This is a genomic window from Mycobacterium sp. BK086, from assembly GCA_004362315.1.
Classification (GTDB): Bacteria; Actinomycetota; Actinomycetes; order Mycobacteriales; family Mycobacteriaceae; genus Mycobacterium.
Genome location: SNWL01000005.1, coordinates 838,851 through 858,773 on the forward strand (window position 1 = coordinate 838,851; position 19,923 = coordinate 858,773).

The following is a 19,923-nucleotide window of genomic DNA, read 5'->3' on the forward strand; positions in this document are numbered from 1 at the left end:
CATGTTTGCAATCGCGACGTTGATGACTCTGATCAGTCAGGTGTCAGGCACGCCGTACATCCCCGGTGGGGACAGTCCGGCGGGCACCGACTGCTCAGGGCTGGCCTCCTGGGTGTCCAATGCGGCCACCGGCAGGCCGGTCTACGGCAGCCGTTTCCACACCGGCAATGAGGAAGCAGCGCTGCTCGCCCGCGGGTTCCACTACGGAACCGCCCCCAATTCCCTGGTGATCGGCTGGAACGGTGGCCACACCGCCGTCACGCTGCCCGACGGCACCCCGGTGTCCAGTGGCGAGGGTGGCGGCGTGCGGATCGGTGGCGGCGGCGCCTATCAGCCGCAGTTCACCCACCACATGTATCTGCCGATGCCCGCCGACGAGATGGCCGACCCGCTGGCCCCGCCGGCCCCGGACGCGCCGGATCTCCCGCCGCCGCCGGATGCCCCGGTGCTCGTCGACGCTGTGGTCGACGCGCCCCCGCCCGCGGATCAGTTGCCGCCGCCGCCCGCCGGTGACATCGTGCCTGCCGATGCCCAAATGGCACCGCCCACAGGCGATCCCGTCCCCCAGCCCGCTTAGTATCCCCCGAGACGGTCAGCCGCACTGCCACCCCCCGGCAGTGCGGCTGACTTATGCGTACTGTCAAAAGCCTTGCGGTGCTTACGTTTCCTCGTCGAGGATGAGCGCCTCCTCGGGACAGGCAGCCACGCCGTCGCGGGTGCGTTGTTCGTCACCGGGTTGGACCACGTGCTCCTCGAGGATCGAATAACCCATATCGTCGATCGGAAAGAGATCCGGTTCGACGGCATAGCACTGCGCATGGCCCACGCATCTGGACCGTTCGAGGCGAACTCGCATCGGTTCAGGTTAAGTGCGATCGTCAGGGATTGATCGTGTTTTCCCCGACCTGACGGCCCCAGACGTATTCGGTGAGCAGTGGCTGACCGAGTTCGAAGTGGTTGTAGGGCGCGATCGACGCGCCGTCGTCGACCACCAGGTAGGGCGCCGGCCAGAAGTTGCGGTCGATCGACTGCCAGCAGCCCGGCGCGCCGCCAGGACCGCCCTGGCCGTTGGTCCGTGGAAGGTTGTCGGGATAGACATAGGGATTGGGTGCGCCGAGGATCTCGGTCACCGTGTCGAGCGAGTACCCGTTGCCGCCGAAGGCCGCCAGTGCCGCCGGTGAGGCCTGGGCGATATTGCGCAGGCCGCAGAAGAGTTCGGGGCTGTACTTGTCGAGCAGCCGGGTACTGGTCACCAGATCCGCCATCGCGCGGACGAAATAGGGCTGCCCCCGCTCGAAGATGTCGGCACCGGTGTTGCCGAAGCCGATCGAGGCCAGCAAGGCGGCGTCGATGTCCTTCTGCTGGGCATTGAGCGAGTGCGCGGTGACCGTCAGGTTGTCGAGCGCGTTCCACAGGTCCGGGCTGGCCTTGGTGTAGACGTCGGCGAGATCGGACAGCCGCTGGATGTTCTGCCGGATCTGCGGCATCTGGGGGTTGACGTCGTCGAGCACGGCGTTGCCGTTGACGAGCGACTGGCCGAACTTGGAGCCCAGCCCGTTCAGCGCCTCGGCGGTCGCCGACAGCGTCACGTTGAGCTTCACCGGGTCGACCTTCTCGGCAATCGACGTGACCGTCTCGAAGAGAGTGTTGAACTCGGTGGTGACCGTGGATGCGTCGATCACATCGGAACTCGTCAGCCGGGTTGAGGCCGGGTTCTTCGGCGACGTGAGCGCGACGTACTTGTTGCCGAATACGGTGCTGGCCTTGATATCGGCGTCCACGTTGGACGGGATGTTGGACAGGAAACGGGGGTCGACCTCCAGCGTCACCTTCGCGATCATCTTTCCGTCGCGTTCGGCCGAGGCCACCTTGGTGACGCGGCCGATGATCACCCCGTTGTAGGTGACCTTCGAACCCGCGTCCATCACCAGACCCGCGCGGCTCGACACCATGGTCAGAGCGGTCCGTGGGGTCAGGTCTCCACGGAATTGCAGATAGATCAGCGTGCAGACGGCGACGATGAGGACAAGGAAGATCGCACCGGCGGTCTTCAACGGAGGACGGTCGCGCCAGCTCACCGCAGCGACTCCTATCCCCGACCCCGAGCGAAAGGGCGCCCGCCATACCGGCCCCGACCGGTGATGTGGACCACAGGAATGTACCCGATTTTGTACCCGCATCGGCGCAATTCGCCGCAGCGACTTTTGGCGAAATCCGGTTGCCGCCTCGTCAATTACCCATCGCCATCGCTTGAGTCACGGAAAAGCACTGGTGCACAGCACATTACGGAAACAGTTGCGACTGCCCGCCCGGGCGCATGCACACCCCGTGCAGGTGGGCTCGCTCAATTTGCTGGATTCACGACGCCTCCCGTGTGCTCCAAACCCACTCCAGCCGGAGGTGGAGTCGGGATAATTGACATCGCCGCCCGGGGGCAGCCGCCGGCGGGAACCGGCTCAGCGAGGAGCGTGAGATCCATGTCCATCATCGAAGCGGACGCAACCACCGAGTCCCCATTCGAGCGCGAGGTCGCCGAGACGCAGCGCTATATCGACAGTCCGCGGTTCGAGGGGATCACCCGGCTCTACACCGCACGACAGGTCGTCGAGCAGCGGGGCACGATTCCTGTCGACCACACCGTCGCCCGCGAGGCCTCCACCGCCTTCTACAAGCGCCTGCGTGAACTGTTCGCTGCCAAGAAGAGCATCACCACGTTCGGCCCGTACTCGCCGGGCCAGGCCGTGACGATGAAGCGGATGGGTATCGAGGGCATCTACCTCGGCGGCTGGGCGACGTCGGCCAAGGGCTCGACCACCGAAGACCCCGGCCCCGATCTCGCGAGCTATCCGTTGAGTCAGGTGCCCGACGAGGCGGCCGGCCTGGTGCGCGCGCTGCTGACCGCGGACCGCAATCAGCAGTACCTGCGCCTGCAGATGACCCCTGAACAGCGTGCGGCGCAACCCGCTGTCGACTACCGCCCGTTCATAATCGCCGACGCCGATACCGGCCACGGTGGAGATCCGCACGTGCGCAACCTGATTCGACGCTTCGTCGAGGCCGGTGTGGCCGGCTACCACATCGAGGACCAACGCCCCGGCACCAAGAAGTGTGGCCATCAGGGCGGCAAGGTGCTGGTGCCCTCTGACGAACAGCTCAAGCGGCTCAACACCGCTCGCTTCCAGCTCGACATCATGAACGTGCCGGGCATCATCGTCGCGCGCACCGACGCCGAGGCGGCCAACCTGATCGACACCCGCTCCGACGAACGCGATCAGCCGTTCCTGCTCGGAGCGACCAATCTCAAGGTCCCGCCGTACAAGTCGTGCTTCCTGGCCATGGTGCGCAAGTTCTACGAGAGCGGAGTCACCGAACTCAACGGGCATCTGCTCTATGCGCTGCCCGAGGGCGAGTATGCGGTGGCCGATGCGTGGCTACAGCGCCAGGGCATCTCCGATCTGATCGCCGCCCAGGCCGCCGCGTGGCGGGACGGCCAGGAGCATTCGCTGGACGCCCTGTTCGACAAGGTCGAGTCGAAGTTCGTCGACGCCTGGCAGGACGACGCCGGACTGGACACCTACGGCGACGCGGTGGCCGAACTTCTCAAGTTCCGCGAGGGTGAGGGCGAGCCGCACGAGATGAGCGCGGCGGACTGGCTCGCTTTCGCCAAGACGGCGTCGCTGTACGCCGCCCGCGAGAAGGCTCGCGAGCTCGGAGTCGACGCACCGTGGGATCCCGAACGCGCCAAGACTCCCGAGGGTTACTACCAGGTGCGCGGCGGCATTCCGTATGCGATCGCGAAATCCCTTGCCGCAGCGCCGTTTGCGGACCTGTTGTGGATGGAGACCAAGACCGCCGACCTGGCGGACGCGCGCGAGTTCGCCGAGGCTGTGCACGCGGTGTATCCGGACAAGATGCTGGCCTACAACCTCTCCCCCTCGTTCAACTGGGACACCACCGGCATGAGCGACGAAGAGATGCGCGCCTTCCCCGAAGAGCTCGCCAAGATGGGCTTCGTCTTCAACTTCATGACCTATGGCGGTCACCAGATCGACGGCGTCGCCGCCGAGGAGTTCGCCACCGCGCTGCGCCAGGACGGCATGCTGGCGCTGGCCCGCCTGCAGCGCAAGATGCGCCTGGTCGAATCGCCTTACCGCACACCGCAAACCCTGGTCGGCGGTCCGCGCAGCGACGCGGCGCTGGCGGCATCCTCGGGTCGCACCGCGACCACGAAGTCGATGGGCAAGGGTTCCACGCAGCACCAGCACCTGGTGCAGACCGAAGTGCCCAAGAAGCTGCTCGAAGAGTGGCTCGCGTTGTGGAACGAGCATTACCAGCTCGGCGAGAAGTTGCGGGTGACCCTGCGGCCGCGACGGGCCGGCGGCGAGGTGCTCGAACTCGGCATCTGGGGCACCCGGGACGACGGTGGCGAGGAGGAGCTGCTGGCCAACGTGCTCGTCGACCCGATCAAAGACCGGCACGGCCGCAGCATCCTCACGGTGCGCGACCAGAACACCTTCGCCGAGAAGCTGCGTCAGAAGCGACTGATGACGCTGATCCATCTGTGGATGGTGCACCGTTTCAAGGCCGATGCCGTCTACTACGTCACGCCGACCGAGGACAACATCTACCAGGCCGACAAGATGAAGGCGCACGGCATCTTCAGCGATGTGCACAAGGATGTCGGCGAGATCATCGTCGCCGACGTCAACCCCGACCGGATCGCCGAGCTGCTCGAGCCCGACCAGGCGGCCCTCAAGCGGCTGATCGCCAAAGAGGACTGAACCGGCTTACTTGCGCATCCCCCCACTAACGGTGAGGTCGTCGCCGGTGACAAACGACGATGCCGCACTGGCCAGATACAGTGCCGGGCCGACGATCTCATGGGTGTCGCCGATCCGGTTCTGCGAGTTGAGACTGGCCAGCCAGGCCAGGGAACCGGGCTGAAATTCTTCAGCCCGTTCCAGGATGTCGGTCATGAACGAGCCGGGACTGAGGATGTTGGCGCGAATGTTCCACTGCGCCCACACCTTTGACATCATCACCGTCAGGTGCCGCAACGCCGCCTTCGACGCCCCGTAGGCCACGGCCTCGGGGCTGCCGTCGTAGCCCTGAGTGCTACCGATGTTGATGATGGTGCCGCCACCGCCGTCACGCATGACCGGCGCCACGCATTGGCTCATCCGCAGCACGCCCTCGAGGTTGACGCTGAACACCTTGCGCCACAACTCGAGCGTGACGTCGTCGAGGAACTGCATTCCCGGATTGATGCCTGCGTTGTTGACCAGCACATCGATCCGGCCGAAATGGTCGACGACCCGCTCGACGCAGGCGGTGATGGCGTCCCAGTCCCCCATATGGCAGCCGATGCCGATGACGTCGCGGCCGGTAGACGTCCGAATCTCCTCGGCGGCAACGTCTGAGCGCTCCTGATCACGCCCGGTCACCACGATCGACGCACCCGCCCGGGCGAATCCCTCAGCCATCGCCCGGCCGAGGCCACGCGTCGAGCCCGTCACGATGGCAACCTTCCCGGCCAGGGAGAACAGCTCGCGCGGATCCTGATAGCTCATGCCAGCACCATACTGGAAGTATTACGGTAAGCCGCACCCATTGATGTTCTCGGCGCTAAGACGATCCCAGGTAGGCCACGATCGCGTTGGTCAGCCCTCGGCGGGCTTCGTCGAGATCGCCATAGCTGCCCAACTGTTTCTCCGAGGCGATACCGCGCATGGCACCCGGAATCAACCAGGCCATCTCACGGATCCGCTGCGGGTCGACGTGCAAGTCCGCGAACGCCTTCTGGCAGGTCTCCTGCCAGCCCTGACCCCAGGAGAACAGCTCGGCCGCAGTCTGCGGATACTGCTGCTCGAGGTCGGCGTGCTCCCGCGGCAGCGCGGCACGCAGGTTTTCGATGGCCCGGGAGTCCCGGTTCGTCAGCCCGTCGTACAGCGTGTCGATGATGCCCGCCACGCGATCGCGCAGGCTCGCCGAGGTGTCCGGCGGAGTGAAGATGTTGGCCCGTCGCTCGGCGGTGTAGCGCAGCACCGCCGCCCAGAACCCGTCGGTATCACCGAATTGGTATTGCACCGTCCCCCAGGTCGCGCCGGCTTCTTTCGCGATGCGATTGGCCGATACCGCACCGGGCTGGCCGGACGCCAGCGCGGTCAACGCGGCCTCGAGCAGGCTCTCGCGGGTGGCCGAACCGCGCCGGTTCGGCCGTCGTCGCGCACTGTCCGCTTCGGCCACCCCGGAAGCCTAACCCAGATTCATTGACACTTCTATGATCTGTTTCTAGACTCGCCAGCGTGGCGAAACCGTCCCTGTCGATGAAGCCCACCGGCTGGTTCCAGGTGGCGTGGTCCGACGAGATCGCGGTGGGCGACGTCCACCGGATGAAGTACTTCGACACCGACATGGTGGCGTGGCGTGCTCAGTCCGGCGCGCTCACCGTGATGGACGCCTACTGCGAACACCTCGGCGCTCATCTCGGCTACGGCGGCCAGGTTGTCGGCGAGGTCATCCAGTGCCCGTTCCACGGCTGGCAGTGGAACCATGAGGGCCGCAACGTCTGTATTCCCTACCAGGACAGGCCAAATCGCGGCCGCCGCATCCCCACTTATCCTGTGGTCGAACGCAATTCGTCGGTGTACATCTGGCACGACGTCGCAGGTCGCGACCCGTACTTCGAGGCGCCCGACATCTTCGCCGACTTCGGCGACGACAGGACGGCCGACGACTACTACCCGCAGGCCCGCTTGTATCGGCCGCAGCTCGAGCTGCATCCGCAGTACGTCCTCGAAAACGGGGTCGACTTCGCACATTTCAAGTTCGTGCACCAGACGCCGATCGTGCCGCTGTTCACTCGCCACGACTTCGACGAGCCGGTGTCCTATGTCGACTTCACGATCACCTTCGAAGGGGACGAGGGCCAGATCATCGACGACATCAACAGTGGCGTCGAGGCGATCAACGGTGGACTCGGCGTGGCGGTCACCAAGAGCTGGGGCATGGTGGACAACCGGACGATCTCGGCGGTCACGCCGGTCGACGAGAACACCTCCGACGTCCGCTTCATGGTCTACATCGGGCGGAAGCCGAGCGATGACAGCCCGAAAGCCGAAGCCAAGGCGCAGGCCTTCGGCCAGGACGTGATCGATCAGTTCGCCGCCGACATCCAGATCTGGCAGCACCAGCGCTATACCCACCGGCCCGCGCTGGCCACCACCGAGTTCGACGGCTTCACTGCAATTCGCAAGTGGGCCAGCCAGTTCTACGCATCCGAGAGCCAAGGAGAACCTGCCCATGTCAGCCAATAGCCCGATTCGGGTGTTCCAGGTGGCGACCGGAAACGTCGGCACCGAGATGATCAAGCGGATCGGCGCGCATCGCGGCCTGGAGCTCGTCGGCCTGCACTGCTACACCCCGGAGAAGGTCGGCCGCGATGCCGGCGAGATCGCCGGGATCGCGCCGAATGGTGTCACCGCAACGGGTTCCATTGACGAGATCATCGCCGCCAAGCCCGATGTGCTGACCTTCCACGGTGTCTTCCCCGATGAGGACCTCTACGTGAAGGTGCTCGAGGCGGGGATCAACATCGTCACCACCGCCGACTGGATCACCGGCTGGCACCGTGACACGAACCACCCGCACCACTCCGGCAAGAAGGTCTCCCAGCTTCTGGAGGAAGCGTGCGGTCGGGGTGGATCTTCGTTCTACGGCACCGGCATGAACCCCGGCGTCAACCAGATCCTCGGCGTGGTCTGCTCATCCGACGTCGCCGAGATCGAGAACATCACCACCATCGAGTCCGTCGACGTGTCCTGCCACCATTCGGCGGACACCTGGAAAGAGGTCGGCTACGGCCTGCCGGTCGACGACCCGGCACTGCCCGGCATGCTCGAGAAGTACACCCGGGTCTTCGCCGACAGCGTGCTGATGATGGCCGACTGCTTCGACCTCGAACTCGACGAGGTCAAGTTCACCTATGAGCTCGGCGCCTGCACCAAGGACGTCGACCTGGGGTGGTACCAGCTGCCCAAGGGCTCACTGGGCGGCAACTACCTCAAATACCAGGGCATGGTGGACGGCGTGCCGCGGGTCGAGACGCATCTGGAATGGCAGATGACCCCGCACACCGATCCGAGCTGGGACATCAAGGGCTGCTACATCACGCAGATCACCGGCGATCCGCAGGTCTACAACAAGCACATGATCTTCCCGAAGCCGGGCGTCGATCTGTCCGACGTGGCGTCGTTCGCCTCCATCGGCATGACCGTCACCGGGTTGCCGGCCCTCAACGCGATCCCCGCTGTGGTGGCCGCCCCGCCCGGATTGATCACGAGTGCGGACCTTCCGCTGCGCGGATTTGCGGGTCGTTTCAAGAAGTGAATGAGGCCCGCGCGAGCGAACTGTAATCCCGACGGTATCGGGATGGATTCGGTTAGATGAACAGAAGGTGAACACCCAGGTCAGTCCGTTCTTTCGGGCGTGATCGCAGTGCCGTCGGCGCCTCCGGTGGTCGCTCCGATAGCAACGATCGACACCGTGAACGGGGAACAAACGCCCGCCTCGCGGACGCCCGGAAGATAGCGAACGGAGTTCTACCAGCGGAATAGGCCAGGTAGAGTGCCGTCCGTGGGCAGACACCGGTTAGCCAAGCCGCGGCGCCGTTGGTCGGTCGCCGTGGCTGCGCTCGCCGCACTTCCGGTGGCCGGGATCCTCACCGCCAGCACCGGCGGGACGCCCGTCAAGGCGATCCCCGGAACCCTCGAATGTTGTGCCAAGCTCGTGGCCGCCAGTGCCCAGGATCTGGGCACCGTGCCGATCGGTGCGCACTACATCGCCATGACCCAGGCCGAGTTGGTGGCCAGCCGCAGCGCGGTCAACCGCACCACCCTGCACGCACTGCCCGCGGGTGTCGGCGTCGAGCAGGGTCTGCAGATCAAGACCATCCTGGCCGAACGTCTCGTCAGCGCGTACTTCCCCGAGATCCACAGCATCGGCGGCGTGCGCCCGGACTACTTGAAGTGGCATCCCAATGGCCAAGCCATCGACGTGATGATCCCGAACTATCAGAGCCCGGAAGGCAAGGAGTTGGGTGACCGCATCGCGGCCTTCGCTCTGGCCAACGCCGACCGGATTTCGCTGAATCACGTGATCTGGCGGCGCATCATGTACGACAAGGGCGGCAAGCCGTTCCTGATGGGCAATCTCGGTTCCGACGACGCCAACCACTACACTCACGTTCACATCGCCACCGACGGTGGCGGCTATCCCACCGGTGACGAAAGTTATTTTGGCTGATCCCAAGCACTTCGGCGCTGTAGCGCTGCTGATGAGTGCTGCGTTGGCAGCCGCGCCGGTCGCGCACGCCGACGAAGCATTCTGGGGCGGGTGGTACAAGATCACCTTCCACACCGACCAGAAGTCGGGCACGTCCGTCGCGGCCACTCAGCAGGAAACGCCGTACACCGCCGCGTACAAGATCACCACGAACTGTTCGTCGGACATCTGCACCGCGTCGGTTCTCGACGGGCCGACGCCCAAGGAGAACGCCACGCAGACAACCAGTTTCGTGTGGTCGGGTTCGCAATGGTCGCGGTCCAACAGCTGGCGGTGGGACTGCAACCTGCCGGACAGCACGATCACCTACGATCCAGCGCACTCGGTGACCACCTACAAGCCCCAGTCGGACGGCTCACTGGCCGGCACCTTCGAGACCACGATCGAGAGCGGCGCCTGCCAGGGCACGGTCGTCATCCCGGTGACAGCGGTCCCGTCTTCCTCCTGACCCTCTAGGGTGCGAAGGATGAATCGTCTCGATCGCTTCTTCGAGGTCACTGCCCGCGGGTCAACCATCGGTGCCGAGGTCCGCGGCGGACTGGTCACCTTCATCGCGATGGCCTACATCGTCGTCCTGAATCCGATCATTCTGTCCGGGGCCGCGGACGTGACGGGCAACAAGCTCGGCTTCGCACAAGTCTCGGCGACCACATCACTGGCGGCGGGCGTGATGACGATCCTGTTCGGGCTGTTCGCGCGAATGCCGTTCGCCTTCGCCGCGGGCCTGGGCATCAACTCGTTCCTGGCGACCACCGTGGTCGGGACCGTCAGCTGGCCCGAGGCGATGGGCCTGGTGGTGATCAACGGCCTCATCATCGTCGCGCTGGCCGTCACGGGGTTACGCAGGCTGGTCTTCGACGCCGTCCCCATGCAGCTCAAACTCGCGATCACCGCGGGCATCGGTTTGTTCATCATGTTCATCGGCCTCGTCGACTCCGGCTTCATCTCGTCGACCGGATTGCCTTCTCCCCCGGTCGGATTGGGCGGCGGCGGCCATGGGTCGATCAGCACCGTGCCCACCGTGGTGTTCGTGTTCACCCTGCTGGTCACCGGCATTCTGGTGGTACGCCGAGTTCGGGGCGGCATTCTGATCGGGCTGGTGGCAGGAACCGTCGTCGCGGTGATCATCGAGGCGGTCTGGCATCTGGGGTCTGCCGTCGAAAAGCCGGGTGGCTGGACGTTGTCGGTGCCGACGCTGTCGGGGTCGCCGTTCGCCCTTCCAGACCTATCCTTGGTGGGCGCCTTCAGTTTTGACAGCTTCGGGCGGATCGGCATCCTGGCCGCCACGATGCTGGTGTTCACCCTGGTGTTCGCCAACTTCTTCGACGCGATGGGAACGTTCACCGGGCTGTCGCGCGAAGCGGGCCTGGCCGACGAGAACGGCAACTTCCCGCGGCTGCGGTCGGCTCTCGTCGTCGAGGGCGCGGGCGCGGTGATCGGCGGCGCCGGTTCCGCATCGTCGAACACCGTCTTCATCGAGTCCGGCGCCGGTATCGAGGAAGGCGCCCGCACTGGACTGGCCAACCTCGTCACCGGCGCACTGTTCCTGGCTGCCATGTTCGTCGGGCCGCTGGCACAGATCGTGCCGACGGAGGTCGCGGCCGCGGCGCTGGTGATCGTCGGCACGATGATGTTCTCCCAGCTGCGCCACGTGGACATCTCGGAATTCTCGATCGCGCTTCCCGTTGTGCTGACCATCGCGGTCATGCCGTTCAGCTATTCGATCGCCAACGGCATCGGCGTCGGGTTCGTGACGTGGGTCGTGGTGCGCTCCGCCGCGGGCAAGGCTCGTGAGATCAGTCCACTGCTGTGGATCGTGGCTGCCGGCTTCGTTATGTACTTCGCGCGCAGCGGGATCGAGTCCCTCCTGGGCTCGCACTGACACCGAAAATTCGGATGCCCCGGGTGTGCACGGCCAACTACTGTCTGCCCGTGTGACACGGATAGCGGAAATCCCTGCGGGTCAAACGAAGTGCGCCGCAGCGGCGATGCTTACGCTTCGACCACGCTGGCAGACGGTCGAGGCACTGGTCGCGTTCATCGACACCGAGCTTCGGCCCGCTGGCTATCGACTGGCGGGTGTCTTCGATGATGACCCGGACACGGCTCCATCGGTGATCGGATTCCGTCGGGCGTGGTCGACTGCTTGGGGACACCACCTCTATGTCGACGACGTATCCACCCTCCCGGAAGCACGCGGTCGCGGACATGCCGATGCGCTGATGCGGTGGGTCACCGCGGAGGCTCAGCGGCTGGATTGTGAAGCGATCCATCTGGATTCCGGTGTCGGTGCCGATCGGGCCGCCGCCCATCGCCTGTATATGCGCAATCGCCTTCACATCACCGCGCATCATTTCGAGCGCTCACTGCGCTAGCGACTCGACAAAAAACTCACGCTCGACGATCAATTACGCTCTCGACATGCAGAAGCTCACGCTGGCGACAGTGATCACGGCGATCGCGGTCGCAGGTGTTCCCGGTAGCGCCGGGGCCGCACCAAAGGATTACTGCGCCGACTTCAAGGGCGTCAACGACGGTCAGAACTGCCAGATCCAGCAGTCCGATCCGGCCTACCAAGTCAGCATCAGCTTCCCCAGCACCTACCCGGATTTGAAGTCGGTCGCCGACTACGTCGGCCAGACCAGAGACGGCTTCCTCAACGTCGCGAAGAGCTCCAACCCGCTCAATGTGCCCTATGAGCTCGACATCACCGCGACCAGCTACAGCTCGGCGGTTCCGCCGCGCGCCACGCAATCCGTGGTGCTGCAGAACTACGAGAACATCGGCGGCGCTCATCCGACGACGTCGTTCAAGGCGTTCAACTGGGATCAGACCCAACGCAAGCCGATCAGCTACGACACGTTGTGGCAGCCGGGCTCCGACCCGCTGAAGGTGGTCTTTCCCATCGTCGTCGCCGAACTGCAGAAGCAGACCGGCCAGCCCGTCTTCGTCGACCCGACATTGGGCATGGACCCGGCGAGCTACCAGGATTTCGCGATCACCGACGACGGGGTGATCTTCTTCTTCAGCCAGGGCCAACTGCTTCCCGAGGCGGCCGGCGCCACCCAGGTGACGGTGCCGCGTTCCGCGATCGACCCGCTACTGGCCTGAGCCACCCGGCGGGGTCACACACGCGACCGCGCTCCACATCTTGTTGCCCGGGTTGCGGGGATTGGGCTGCGGCAAGAGCGCCGCGATCCGCAACAGCGGCGGCAGCCGACGAAACCGGCGGGCGGCCGTCAGCAGCGATTCCGCCTCGGCAACCGACCAGCCCAGGCCTTCGAAGAAAGCCAGCCCGTTGGCAGGCGCGAACTGGATCGGCGCGTTGCGCATCATGCCCTCGGTCTTGTCGTTCATCGTCGTCTTGATCCCGCCGGAGCCGAAGTCAAAAGTCCACCAAGCGATTTCAGGCCGCTGAAACGCCTCGGACAGACCGATGACGTCCGCCTCCGTCAGGTACATCAGCAGACCTTCGGTCAGCACGAAGGCTTTGGTGGCACCGGCCAACGCGTCGTCGAGGAACGCGTCCCGGGCAGCCGGGTCGGCGAGGTCGACGGCATGGCGGGACAACCGGCAGCGCGGGGTCTGGTCGGCCAGCAGCTGCTCTTTCTCGGCGACCAGCGGTGCCAGATCGGCCTCCACCCATTCCAGTTCGGGCGGGAGGTCGAGCCGGTAGGGACGGGTGTCCAGACCGGCGGCCAAGTTCAGCACCCGGTCGCACCCTTGACTGATCGCCTCGGCGATGAGGTCGTCGATGATCTTGGTGCGGGCGACCAGCCACCAGCCGTCACGGATGCTGCGGGGCGCGGCGGCGACGATCGCGTGGCCCTGCTGACCCGCGAGCCGTTCGGCCAACGGATCATGGAACAGGGCGTCGGGTCGCGCCGATTCCTTGGCGCGGTGCGCGGTCACCCAGCGGGCGGTGTCGGAGACGTTCGAGACGAGCGAGTCCATGCTTGGAAGCTTTCCAGACCGCCGGCTCAGAAGACCGGCAGGTGCGCGGCGGCCACCAGCGGCAGACGCCCGGCGCTGCGGTCGCGGCCTTCGTCCAGTGCTGCAACGCCCCACCAGGACGCGCCGTAGGACGCATCGATCGGGGTCAGCGGCGTCGCGCCACCGAAGCTGCGGCCGGCTCGCTCCAACCAGTGTGTGAGTCGAGTCTTCATGGCTGACCTCCTTGTTCGGGTTTTTGTCGTTGGGACTGACTCTCCTCGGTTGGGAACTCCGGCGGGATCGGGCGGCTGGTGGATATCGAGGAGGAATCGCGTGTCCGCCGATCGGGGGACGTTGTGCTGCCATGCTGGTCTCATGCCCCGACTCCCCCGCCGGATCGCGTCGGACCTGACCGCGAGGCTGCGCAGCCCCGAGACCGCCGCGGTGGTGGCGGGACTGGAGAGCAAGCTGACCGAGCGTCGCCGCGATTTCAAGGTGCAGTCCGGAGCGTTCCGCGGGGTACGGGTGGTCATCTACCACGGGTTCGTCGCCGACGATGTGGCCAAGGTGCGGGTGCGGGTGATGGAGACTCCGGAATTGCCCGGTGACAGCCGCATTCCGTACTGGGACGTCGCCCAGAGCAATGTGCGTCGCCATGCGGCGCTGTCCATCGTCGGCGCGGAGGTGGAGCTGAGGATCGGCAAGCACACCGGCACCGCGGTGACCGACAGCCACGGCTTCGCCAACTTCTCGCTGCCGGTCCCCAAGCTTCGGGTCGGCTGGCACGAGGCCGAGGCGGTCGCCGCCGGGATCGGCGACGACGAACCCGCGGTTGGCGCCGGATGGGTGGTCAAACCGTCACTGGCAGCACCGTTTCTGGTGATCTCCGATATCGACGACACGATCCTGCTCACCGGTCTGACCGAGGGCTTGACCATGGTGGCCCGGACCCTGCTGCGAGATGTGGAGCAGCGCAGCGCAATTCCCGGGATGTCGGCGCTGTACCGCGGACTGGCTCGCGGCGTTCCTGGCCGCACGGGCAAGCCCCGCCCGGAGCCGGCGTTCTTCTACGTGTCGACGGGCAGCTGGGCGTTCTATTCGATGCTCGAACAGTTCGTCGAGCTGCGCGCCTTCCCCAAGGGGCCGATGTTCCTCACCGACTGGGGACCGACCGAGCGGTACCTGAGGCGAAGCGGTGCCGAGCACAAACGCGCGGCCGTCCGACGGCTGTTCGAGTCCTATCCGGGAATGCGATTCGTTCTGATCGGCGACAGCGGCCAGCGCGATCCGCTGATCTATGAGGAGATGGCCCGCGAGTTCCCCGGCCGGGTACTGCTGGCCATGATCAGGCAGGTCGGCTCGGACGCCGACGAGCGCAACACCCAGTTGCGGGAGCACGCCGAAGCGCTTCGCGCCGAAGGCATACCCCTGCACTTGGTGGCCGATGCCGCGCAGGCCGCGGAACTGGCTCACGAGCTGGGGCTGTGCGGCGCCGACGCGGTGACGGAGGCCCGCGCCGAGGTCGACGATTCCTGACACAACTATTTGCTGAGCTGATAGTCTCTGCTGGCAGTTGTCAGGGACATCATTGCTCAGGAGGTGGGGTGCGGGCGTCGGGCTACGTCGGAGGTGCGGTGATCGCGCTCGGGATCGGTGCCGCGTTCTTCGTCGGCCACGGTGTCGCGTCGGCCGCCCCCGACACTGCCTCGGTCCACACTTCCGTCGCGGGCCCGGCCCGGGCGCACAAGCAGACGCACAAGCCGGCGAATCGACCGAGTGGACGCATCGTCCCTAAGACGGCCCGTCGCGAACTGTCCATCGCGGTGCATCTGCCGCCGATGCCGGTGCGCAACGGCCTGTCGTTCACCGTCTCCCCCGATTTCATGAAGGGATTCGCCACCGACTACGTCGACGCGGGAGGGGATCCCGCCGACAGTGCGCGATTCTTCTTCGGCGACCTTGCGGTGAAGAGCCTCGACGCCCTCGCCGAGCCGAGTATTCCGTCCCAACAGGCTCGCCTGCTGCTCGGGAATCTGGCGGCATCGGGCTACTTCGGGGGAATCTGGTTGCGGGACAACCTCAGTGGGACCACCGCAGGCGCAGCCACGATCGCGTCGGTGGGCATTCGCCTCTTCGACGCATTGTCAGCCGGCCTGACGGGCGCGTCGGCACGCGCGCCGGACTGGCTCGTCTCGACCGTCGCGCACGCGTCGGTGCCCGTGCTGCTGGCGCTCTACGGGTACAACCGGGGTTATCTGCAGGTGGTGCTGGAGCACCCGCCGGCCGGTGTGCCCTCGATGCAGGACACGTTGACCTGTCAGGGATTCCTGGACTGCAATTCGACCGCCTTCCCGCTGGAATTGGCCACCCGCTACGACAGTGTGCTTGGCGAGCTCGATCATCCGGACACCCCCGGCTGGGCGGAGATGGCGCTGTGGACCACCGTGCTCAACGGCGCGACGAGTGCGGGTCGATTCGTGTGGGAGGGAATCGCACGTTCGGGCTTCTCACCGGCCTCCTACACCGCACTCGTCGAATTGAGTTCGGCCTATCTGATGGTCAGCAAGGCGGCAGTGCTGTCCAGCATGGCCGCGTACGCCGACGGTGACGCCGCGACAGGTCGCAGCTCACTACGGCTGCAGGCCGGCCTGTGGATGTGGTCTGGTGCCTACTTTTCCGGGCTCGCCTCGGGCGCGGGTCGCGGCACGATCCCGACCATCACGGTGTCCTGACTACCGCGACATCAGCCAGGCAACGCCGAAGGCGGTGGCCACTGAGATGACAGTCAACGGAATACCGAAACGCACGAACGTCGACGTGCTGTAGCCGCCCGGCTTCATGACCATCAGATTGGACTGATGGCTGAACGGGTTGAGGAACGTGAACGAGATACACGTACCGATCAGCGTCAGGAGCGCAATGGCGTCCAGCCCGGTGGCGGCGGCGATGGTCAACGCCACCGGCGTCACAATTGCCGCGGCGGCGGCATTGGTGACCACGTTGGTGAGCACCGTGGTGACGACCGCGATCACGAGCAAGACCAGCGCGGTGCTCCCAGTGGACAGCGCCAAGATTGCCGACGAAATGTGGTCGCCCAGACCGCTGTTCACGACGATCACGCCCAAGCCGATCGAGCCGGCGATGATTGCCAGGATGTTCCAGTTCAGTGCCCGCACGGCCGAGCGAGGGGTGAGGACGCCGGTGAGCACCATCAAGGTGGCGCCGGTGACGGCGATCAACTCGATCGGGGCGACGTTGAACGCCGCGCTGGTGACGACCCCGACCAGGATGGCCAGCGCGATCCACGTCTTCGCGGTCTGCGGCGCCTTACCCGCAACCGTCTGCCACAGACCGACCAGCGGATGATCGGCCAGCACCGATGCGGAACTCGTTGTGACGAGACACATTTCGCCGGGCAGCGCCGGGGTGTCACGCAATCGTTTGGTGGACTGCGCGGCGACCACGTGAACGTCCTCTTCCTCCTCGAGGTCGCGCACGCTGGCCGATTCGTCGGTGGCGATCGACACCATGTAGAGCGCCTGCGCCGCGTGGCCGAAACGCGGACTGGCCCAGAGCATCCGAACGCCTGACTCGGTGGCGCGGTAGACCAGGATGTCGTCGGTCTGAACCAAGCTGTCCGGCCCGATGACGTCCCCCCAGCGCTGGATCTCCACCAACTCGAATTCGGGGGTGGCACGCACCCCGAGTTCAGCACAGGTGCGGCCCACCGCGTTAGCGCCGGCGGCAACGGGAATCTCGGCCCGCCAGTCCAGCTTTCGCGCGGTCTGCTCGGTACGGCCCCGCAGCATCAGCGGCGCGGCGATCAGCAACACGAGCCACCCGACGAGCGCGACCGGCACCGCGATCGGCACGAACGAGAACATCTTGACCTGGACACCGGCCGGTGCCGCGATACCGGCGATCAGCAGGTTGGAGCTGGTTCCGATCAGGGTCGCCGAGCCGGCCAGCGTGGTGGCGTGCGCGATGGGCAACAGCACCCCGCGGGCCGGGACGCCGGACTGCTGTTCGAGTTCCTTGGTGGCCGGGATCAGCATCGCCACGATGGGGGTGGTGTTGATCAGTGCCGAGACGATGCCGACCGGCGGGATGAGCCGGCGCAGTACCTGTCCGGTGCTCTGCACCCCGGCAAGCAGGCGATGGGTGACGCGGGTGATGACCCCGGTGTAGAGCACCCCCTTCGCGATCACGAGCATGGCCGCGATGGTGACGACCCCGCCGTTGCTCAAGCCGCTGAACAACTCTGCCGGAGTGGCGATGCCCGCCAGGCCGGCGACCACGAGCGCACAGATCAGTGCGAGCACCGCCGGCTGCCTGCCTGTCGTCATCACGATCAGGGTGACGACGACGATCACCGCGGCCAGGATTGTCATGGCGTTCATTCTGGTGCTTGGCGTGCGCCGGTGTTACGTTCCGTCCGTAATCACTGCGGTGATCGGGGGCAAGAAATGTCAGATCAGGATTGGTCGAAGCCTGCCGCGCGGGCCATTCCCGAGGAGGGCTACTTCGAGCTGGAGCGGGGACGCTACGGGCCGGTCTTTCCGCGCACGCCCGCGTGCTACGGCTTCTCTATCATCGCCAAGGTCAAAGAGGGCCGCGAGGAGACCGTCCGGGCCTACGGAAAGCAGATCGAGGAGGCGATTGCTGCCAGCCCCGATGTGCTGGCACCGCTTCGCCTGCACTATCTGCGGTGGGTGCTTTTCGACGTCGGCTCCGGGCTGCATTTTCAATACCAGGGCATCTTCGATACCGACTTCGACAAGTACACCGAGGACGCGGTGCAACTGTTCAGCCAGACCGGTATCACCACAGTCTTCACCAATCTCGAAGGCTTCCCGGAGGATTGGAAGGAGAATCCCGACGCCTTCGTGAAGTTCGTGCGTGATCATCAGTGCCCGAGCTTCCTCGAGTACGGCGAATACCCTTACGTCACCGCCGACGAGATCAAGAAGGCGTTACGGCTCAAGGACGCATTCTCGACGATGCTCGACCAGATGCAATGACCTCGACGGCACGCGGAGCCGTCCAGCGCTACATCGACGGCTTCAATGCGGGCGACGCCGACGCGATGGCCGCGGTCTTGGACGTCAGCGGGTCCATTCTCGACGGCATGGCACCCCCCGTATGGCAGGGTCCGGCTGCGGACCGGGATTGGTACCGCGATGTCTTGACCGAGGCCGAGAATCACGGCGCCGCAAACTATCTAGTGACCGTAACCCAGGTAGGCGCCGTGATCACGATGGCCCCGCGGCAACGGCCCGAGGGTTGGCGGATTGCGGCCAGGGCGTGGACGAAGGGCACCCAATGACTGCACTGGAGCTCGACGACATCCAGCACATCCTGCTGACGCGCACACCGGCCATCACCGGCCGCTACGAGTTCCTGACCTTCGACACCCCGGCGGGCGGACGCGCCTGGCTGACCGAACTGCTCGACAAGGTGCAGTCGGCCGCCGACGTGCGGGCGACGATGGACAGCTCCGATCGCTGGGTCACGCTGGCGTTCACGTGGACTGGGCTGCGGGCACTCGGGGTGCCCGAGGATTCGCTGGCGTCGTTCCCGGACGCATTTCGGGAAGGCATGCCGGCGCGGGCGGAGATCCTGGGCGATACCGGGGCCGCGGCGCCGGAGAAGTGGGTCGGCGGACTGGCCGGCGACGATCTGCATGCGATCGCCATCCTGTTCTCCCGCACTGACGATCAGTGCGCGCGCTCGATCGACGAGCATGACAAACTGCTCGCCAGGACCCACGGTGTGCGCAGCCTGTCGTATCTGGACCTCAACGCAACCCCGCCGTTCAACTACGCCCACGACCACTTCGGTTTCCGGGACCGGTTGTCGCAGCCGGTGATGAAGGGCGCGGGTGAAGATCCGACGCCGGGCTCGGGAGACCCGCTGGAACCGGGTGAGTTCATCCTCGGCTATCCCGACGAGAACGGCCCGGTGATCAACCTTCCCCGGCCGGAAGTGCTGTCGCGCAACGGAAGCTACATGGCCTACCGGCGGCTGGAAGAACATGTCGCGGTGTTCCGCGACTATCTACGTGCCAATGCCGACACTCCCGAGGGTGCGGAGCTGCTGGCCGCGAAATTCATGGGCCGTTGGCGCAGCGGCGCACCGCTGGTGCTGGCGCCTGACAAGGACGATCCCGAGTTGGGTGCCGATCCGATGCGCAACAACGACTACAACTACAAGGAGATGGACCCGTTCGGCTACGCATGTCCGCTGGGGTCACATGCCCGCAGGCTCAATCCGCGCGACACCGCGCACTACATGAACCGTCGCAGGATGATCCGGCGCGGTGCCACCTACGGCCCCGCGCTCCCCGACAACGCGCCCGACGACGGTGTCGAACGCGGTATCGCGGCGTTTATCATCTGCGCGGACCTGGTGCGTCAGTTCGAATTCGCCCAGAACGTCTGGATCAACGACAAGACCTTCCACGAACTTGGCAACGAACATGACCCGATCTGCGGAACACAGGACGGCACACTCGATTTCACCGTACCGAAGCGACCCATCCGCAAGGTCCACAAAGGTATTCCGGCATTCACGACACTCACCGGCGGGGCGTACTTCTTCTTGCCGGGGCTCAACGCGTTGCGATATCTCGCGACGCTCGGCACGTAA

General features: G+C 65.5%; 21 protein-coding genes. 14 read left to right on the forward strand and 7 right to left on the reverse strand.

What is annotated here, in order from left to right; all coding sequences use genetic code 11:
* The first annotated feature begins 1 nt into the window (after position 1).
* Positions 2-577: a peptidoglycan endopeptidase gene (locus EV580_RS20560; RefSeq protein ID WP_133693030.1), complete on the forward strand. Its 576-nt coding sequence runs from the start codon at positions 2-4 to the stop codon at positions 575-577.
* Positions 578-658: 81 nt separating this feature from the next.
* Here the strand turns inward: EV580_RS20560 and fdxE are convergent, their stop codons facing one another.
* Together fdxE and EV580_RS20570 are read right to left on the reverse strand one after the other, a co-directional pair.
* Entirely contained in the window at positions 659-856 is a 198-nt protein-coding gene (fdxE, locus tag EV580_RS20565) for a ferredoxin FdxE (RefSeq protein WP_133693031.1), read from the reverse strand.
* A gap of 22 nt (positions 857-878) precedes the next feature.
* Positions 879-2,078: an MCE family protein gene (locus EV580_RS20570; RefSeq protein ID WP_133693032.1), complete on the reverse strand. Its 1,200-nt coding sequence runs from the start codon at positions 2,076-2,078 to the stop codon at positions 879-881.
* Positions 2,079-2,477: 399 nt separating this feature from the next.
* On the opposite strand from EV580_RS20570, the gene aceA reads away from it, so the two are divergent.
* Positions 2,478-4,781, forward strand: coding sequence for an isocitrate lyase ICL2 (aceA, locus tag EV580_RS20575; RefSeq protein ID WP_133693033.1), 2,304 nt, complete (start codon positions 2,478-2,480; stop codon positions 4,779-4,781).
* A 6-nt stretch (positions 4,782-4,787) separates the two neighbouring features.
* Here aceA and EV580_RS20580 read toward each other — a convergent pair whose 3' ends face one another.
* Both EV580_RS20580 and EV580_RS20585 read right to left on the reverse strand, forming a co-directional pair.
* On the reverse strand, positions 4,788-5,570 hold the full coding sequence (locus EV580_RS20580; RefSeq protein WP_133693034.1) for an SDR family NAD(P)-dependent oxidoreductase: 783 nt from the start codon (positions 5,568-5,570) through the stop codon (positions 4,788-4,790).
* Positions 5,571-5,625: 55 nt separating this feature from the next.
* A complete protein-coding gene (locus EV580_RS20585) occupies positions 5,626-6,246 on the reverse strand; it encodes a TetR/AcrR family transcriptional regulator (protein ID WP_133693035.1) in 621 nt (206 codons plus the stop codon).
* A 59-nt stretch (positions 6,247-6,305) separates the two neighbouring features.
* Between EV580_RS20585 and EV580_RS20590 the strand changes: the two genes are divergently transcribed.
* From EV580_RS20590 to EV580_RS20620, 7 genes are all read left to right on the forward strand, one after another.
* Positions 6,306-7,316 (forward strand): aromatic ring-hydroxylating dioxygenase subunit alpha, encoded by a 1,011-nt coding sequence (locus tag EV580_RS20590; RefSeq protein ID WP_166654784.1) that lies wholly within the window; start codon positions 6,306-6,308, stop codon positions 7,314-7,316.
* The gene (locus EV580_RS20595) at positions 7,303-8,388 is read left to right on the forward strand and encodes an NAD(P)H-dependent amine dehydrogenase family protein (protein WP_133693036.1); all 1,086 of its coding nucleotides are present in this window, start codon (positions 7,303-7,305) and stop codon (positions 8,386-8,388) included. Before EV580_RS20590 ends, EV580_RS20595 begins: the two co-directional genes overlap by 14 nt.
* A 246-nt stretch (positions 8,389-8,634) precedes the next feature.
* The gene (locus tag EV580_RS20600) at positions 8,635-9,303 is read left to right on the forward strand and encodes a VldE C-terminal domain-containing protein (RefSeq protein WP_133693037.1); all 669 of its coding nucleotides are present in this window, start codon (positions 8,635-8,637) and stop codon (positions 9,301-9,303) included.
* Positions 9,296-9,790, forward strand: a complete 495-nt coding sequence (locus EV580_RS20605; protein ID WP_166654785.1) for an Rv2253 family sensor-like surface protein — start codon at positions 9,296-9,298, stop codon at positions 9,788-9,790. Before EV580_RS20600 ends, EV580_RS20605 begins: the two co-directional genes overlap by 8 nt.
* A gap of 18 nt (positions 9,791-9,808) precedes the next feature.
* On the forward strand, positions 9,809-11,224 hold the full coding sequence (locus EV580_RS20610; RefSeq protein WP_133693039.1) for an NCS2 family permease: 1,416 nt from the start codon (positions 9,809-9,811) through the stop codon (positions 11,222-11,224).
* 106 nt (positions 11,225-11,330) lie between these two features.
* Positions 11,331-11,717 (forward strand): GNAT family N-acetyltransferase, encoded by a 387-nt coding sequence (locus EV580_RS20615; protein ID WP_133693040.1) that lies wholly within the window; start codon positions 11,331-11,333, stop codon positions 11,715-11,717.
* Positions 11,718-11,763: 46 nt separating this feature from the next.
* A complete protein-coding gene (locus tag EV580_RS20620) occupies positions 11,764-12,453 on the forward strand; it encodes an esterase (protein WP_133693041.1) in 690 nt (229 codons plus the stop codon).
* Here EV580_RS20620 and EV580_RS20625 read toward each other — a convergent pair.
* Together EV580_RS20625 and EV580_RS20630 are read right to left on the reverse strand one after the other, a co-directional pair.
* A complete protein-coding gene (locus EV580_RS20625; protein ID WP_133693042.1) occupies positions 12,442-13,296 on the reverse strand; it encodes a class I SAM-dependent methyltransferase in 855 nt (284 codons plus the stop codon). The genes EV580_RS20620 and EV580_RS20625 overlap by 12 nt on opposite strands.
* A gap of 26 nt (positions 13,297-13,322) precedes the next feature.
* A complete protein-coding gene (locus tag EV580_RS20630) occupies positions 13,323-13,508 on the reverse strand; it encodes a hypothetical protein (protein WP_133693043.1) in 186 nt (61 codons plus the stop codon).
* Between the two features lie 142 nt (positions 13,509-13,650).
* Between EV580_RS20630 and EV580_RS20635 the strand changes: the two genes are divergently transcribed.
* Positions 13,651-14,811 carry a phosphatase domain-containing protein gene (locus EV580_RS20635; RefSeq protein ID WP_166654786.1) on the forward strand — a complete coding sequence of 387 codons (1,161 nt, stop codon included), beginning with the start codon at positions 13,651-13,653 and terminating at the stop codon, positions 14,809-14,811.
* A gap of 68 nt (positions 14,812-14,879) precedes the next feature.
* Positions 14,880-16,007: a hypothetical protein gene (locus tag EV580_RS20640; protein WP_133693045.1), complete on the forward strand. Its 1,128-nt coding sequence runs from the start codon at positions 14,880-14,882 to the stop codon at positions 16,005-16,007.
* On the opposite strand, the gene EV580_RS20645 is transcribed toward EV580_RS20640, so the two are convergent.
* Entirely contained in the window at positions 16,008-17,666 is a 1,659-nt protein-coding gene (locus tag EV580_RS20645) for an SLC13 family permease (protein WP_133693046.1), read from the reverse strand.
* A 75-nt stretch (positions 17,667-17,741) separates the two neighbouring features.
* On the opposite strand from EV580_RS20645, the gene EV580_RS20650 reads away from it, so the two are divergent.
* Genes EV580_RS20650 through EV580_RS20660 form a run of 3 tightly spaced genes read left to right on the forward strand, consistent with a single transcriptional unit; the run spans position 17,742 to position 19,923 of the window.
* On the forward strand, positions 17,742-18,296 hold the full coding sequence (locus EV580_RS20650; RefSeq protein ID WP_133693047.1) for a hypothetical protein: 555 nt from the start codon (positions 17,742-17,744) through the stop codon (positions 18,294-18,296).
* A complete protein-coding gene (locus EV580_RS20655) occupies positions 18,293-18,601 on the forward strand; it encodes a nuclear transport factor 2 family protein (RefSeq protein WP_133693048.1) in 309 nt (102 codons plus the stop codon). The genes EV580_RS20650 and EV580_RS20655 overlap by 4 nt, the downstream gene beginning before the upstream one ends.
* Complete coding sequence (locus EV580_RS20660; RefSeq protein ID WP_133693049.1) at positions 18,598-19,923, forward strand: Dyp-type peroxidase; 1,326 nt, start codon at positions 18,598-18,600, stop codon at positions 19,921-19,923. The genes EV580_RS20655 and EV580_RS20660 overlap by 4 nt, the downstream gene beginning before the upstream one ends.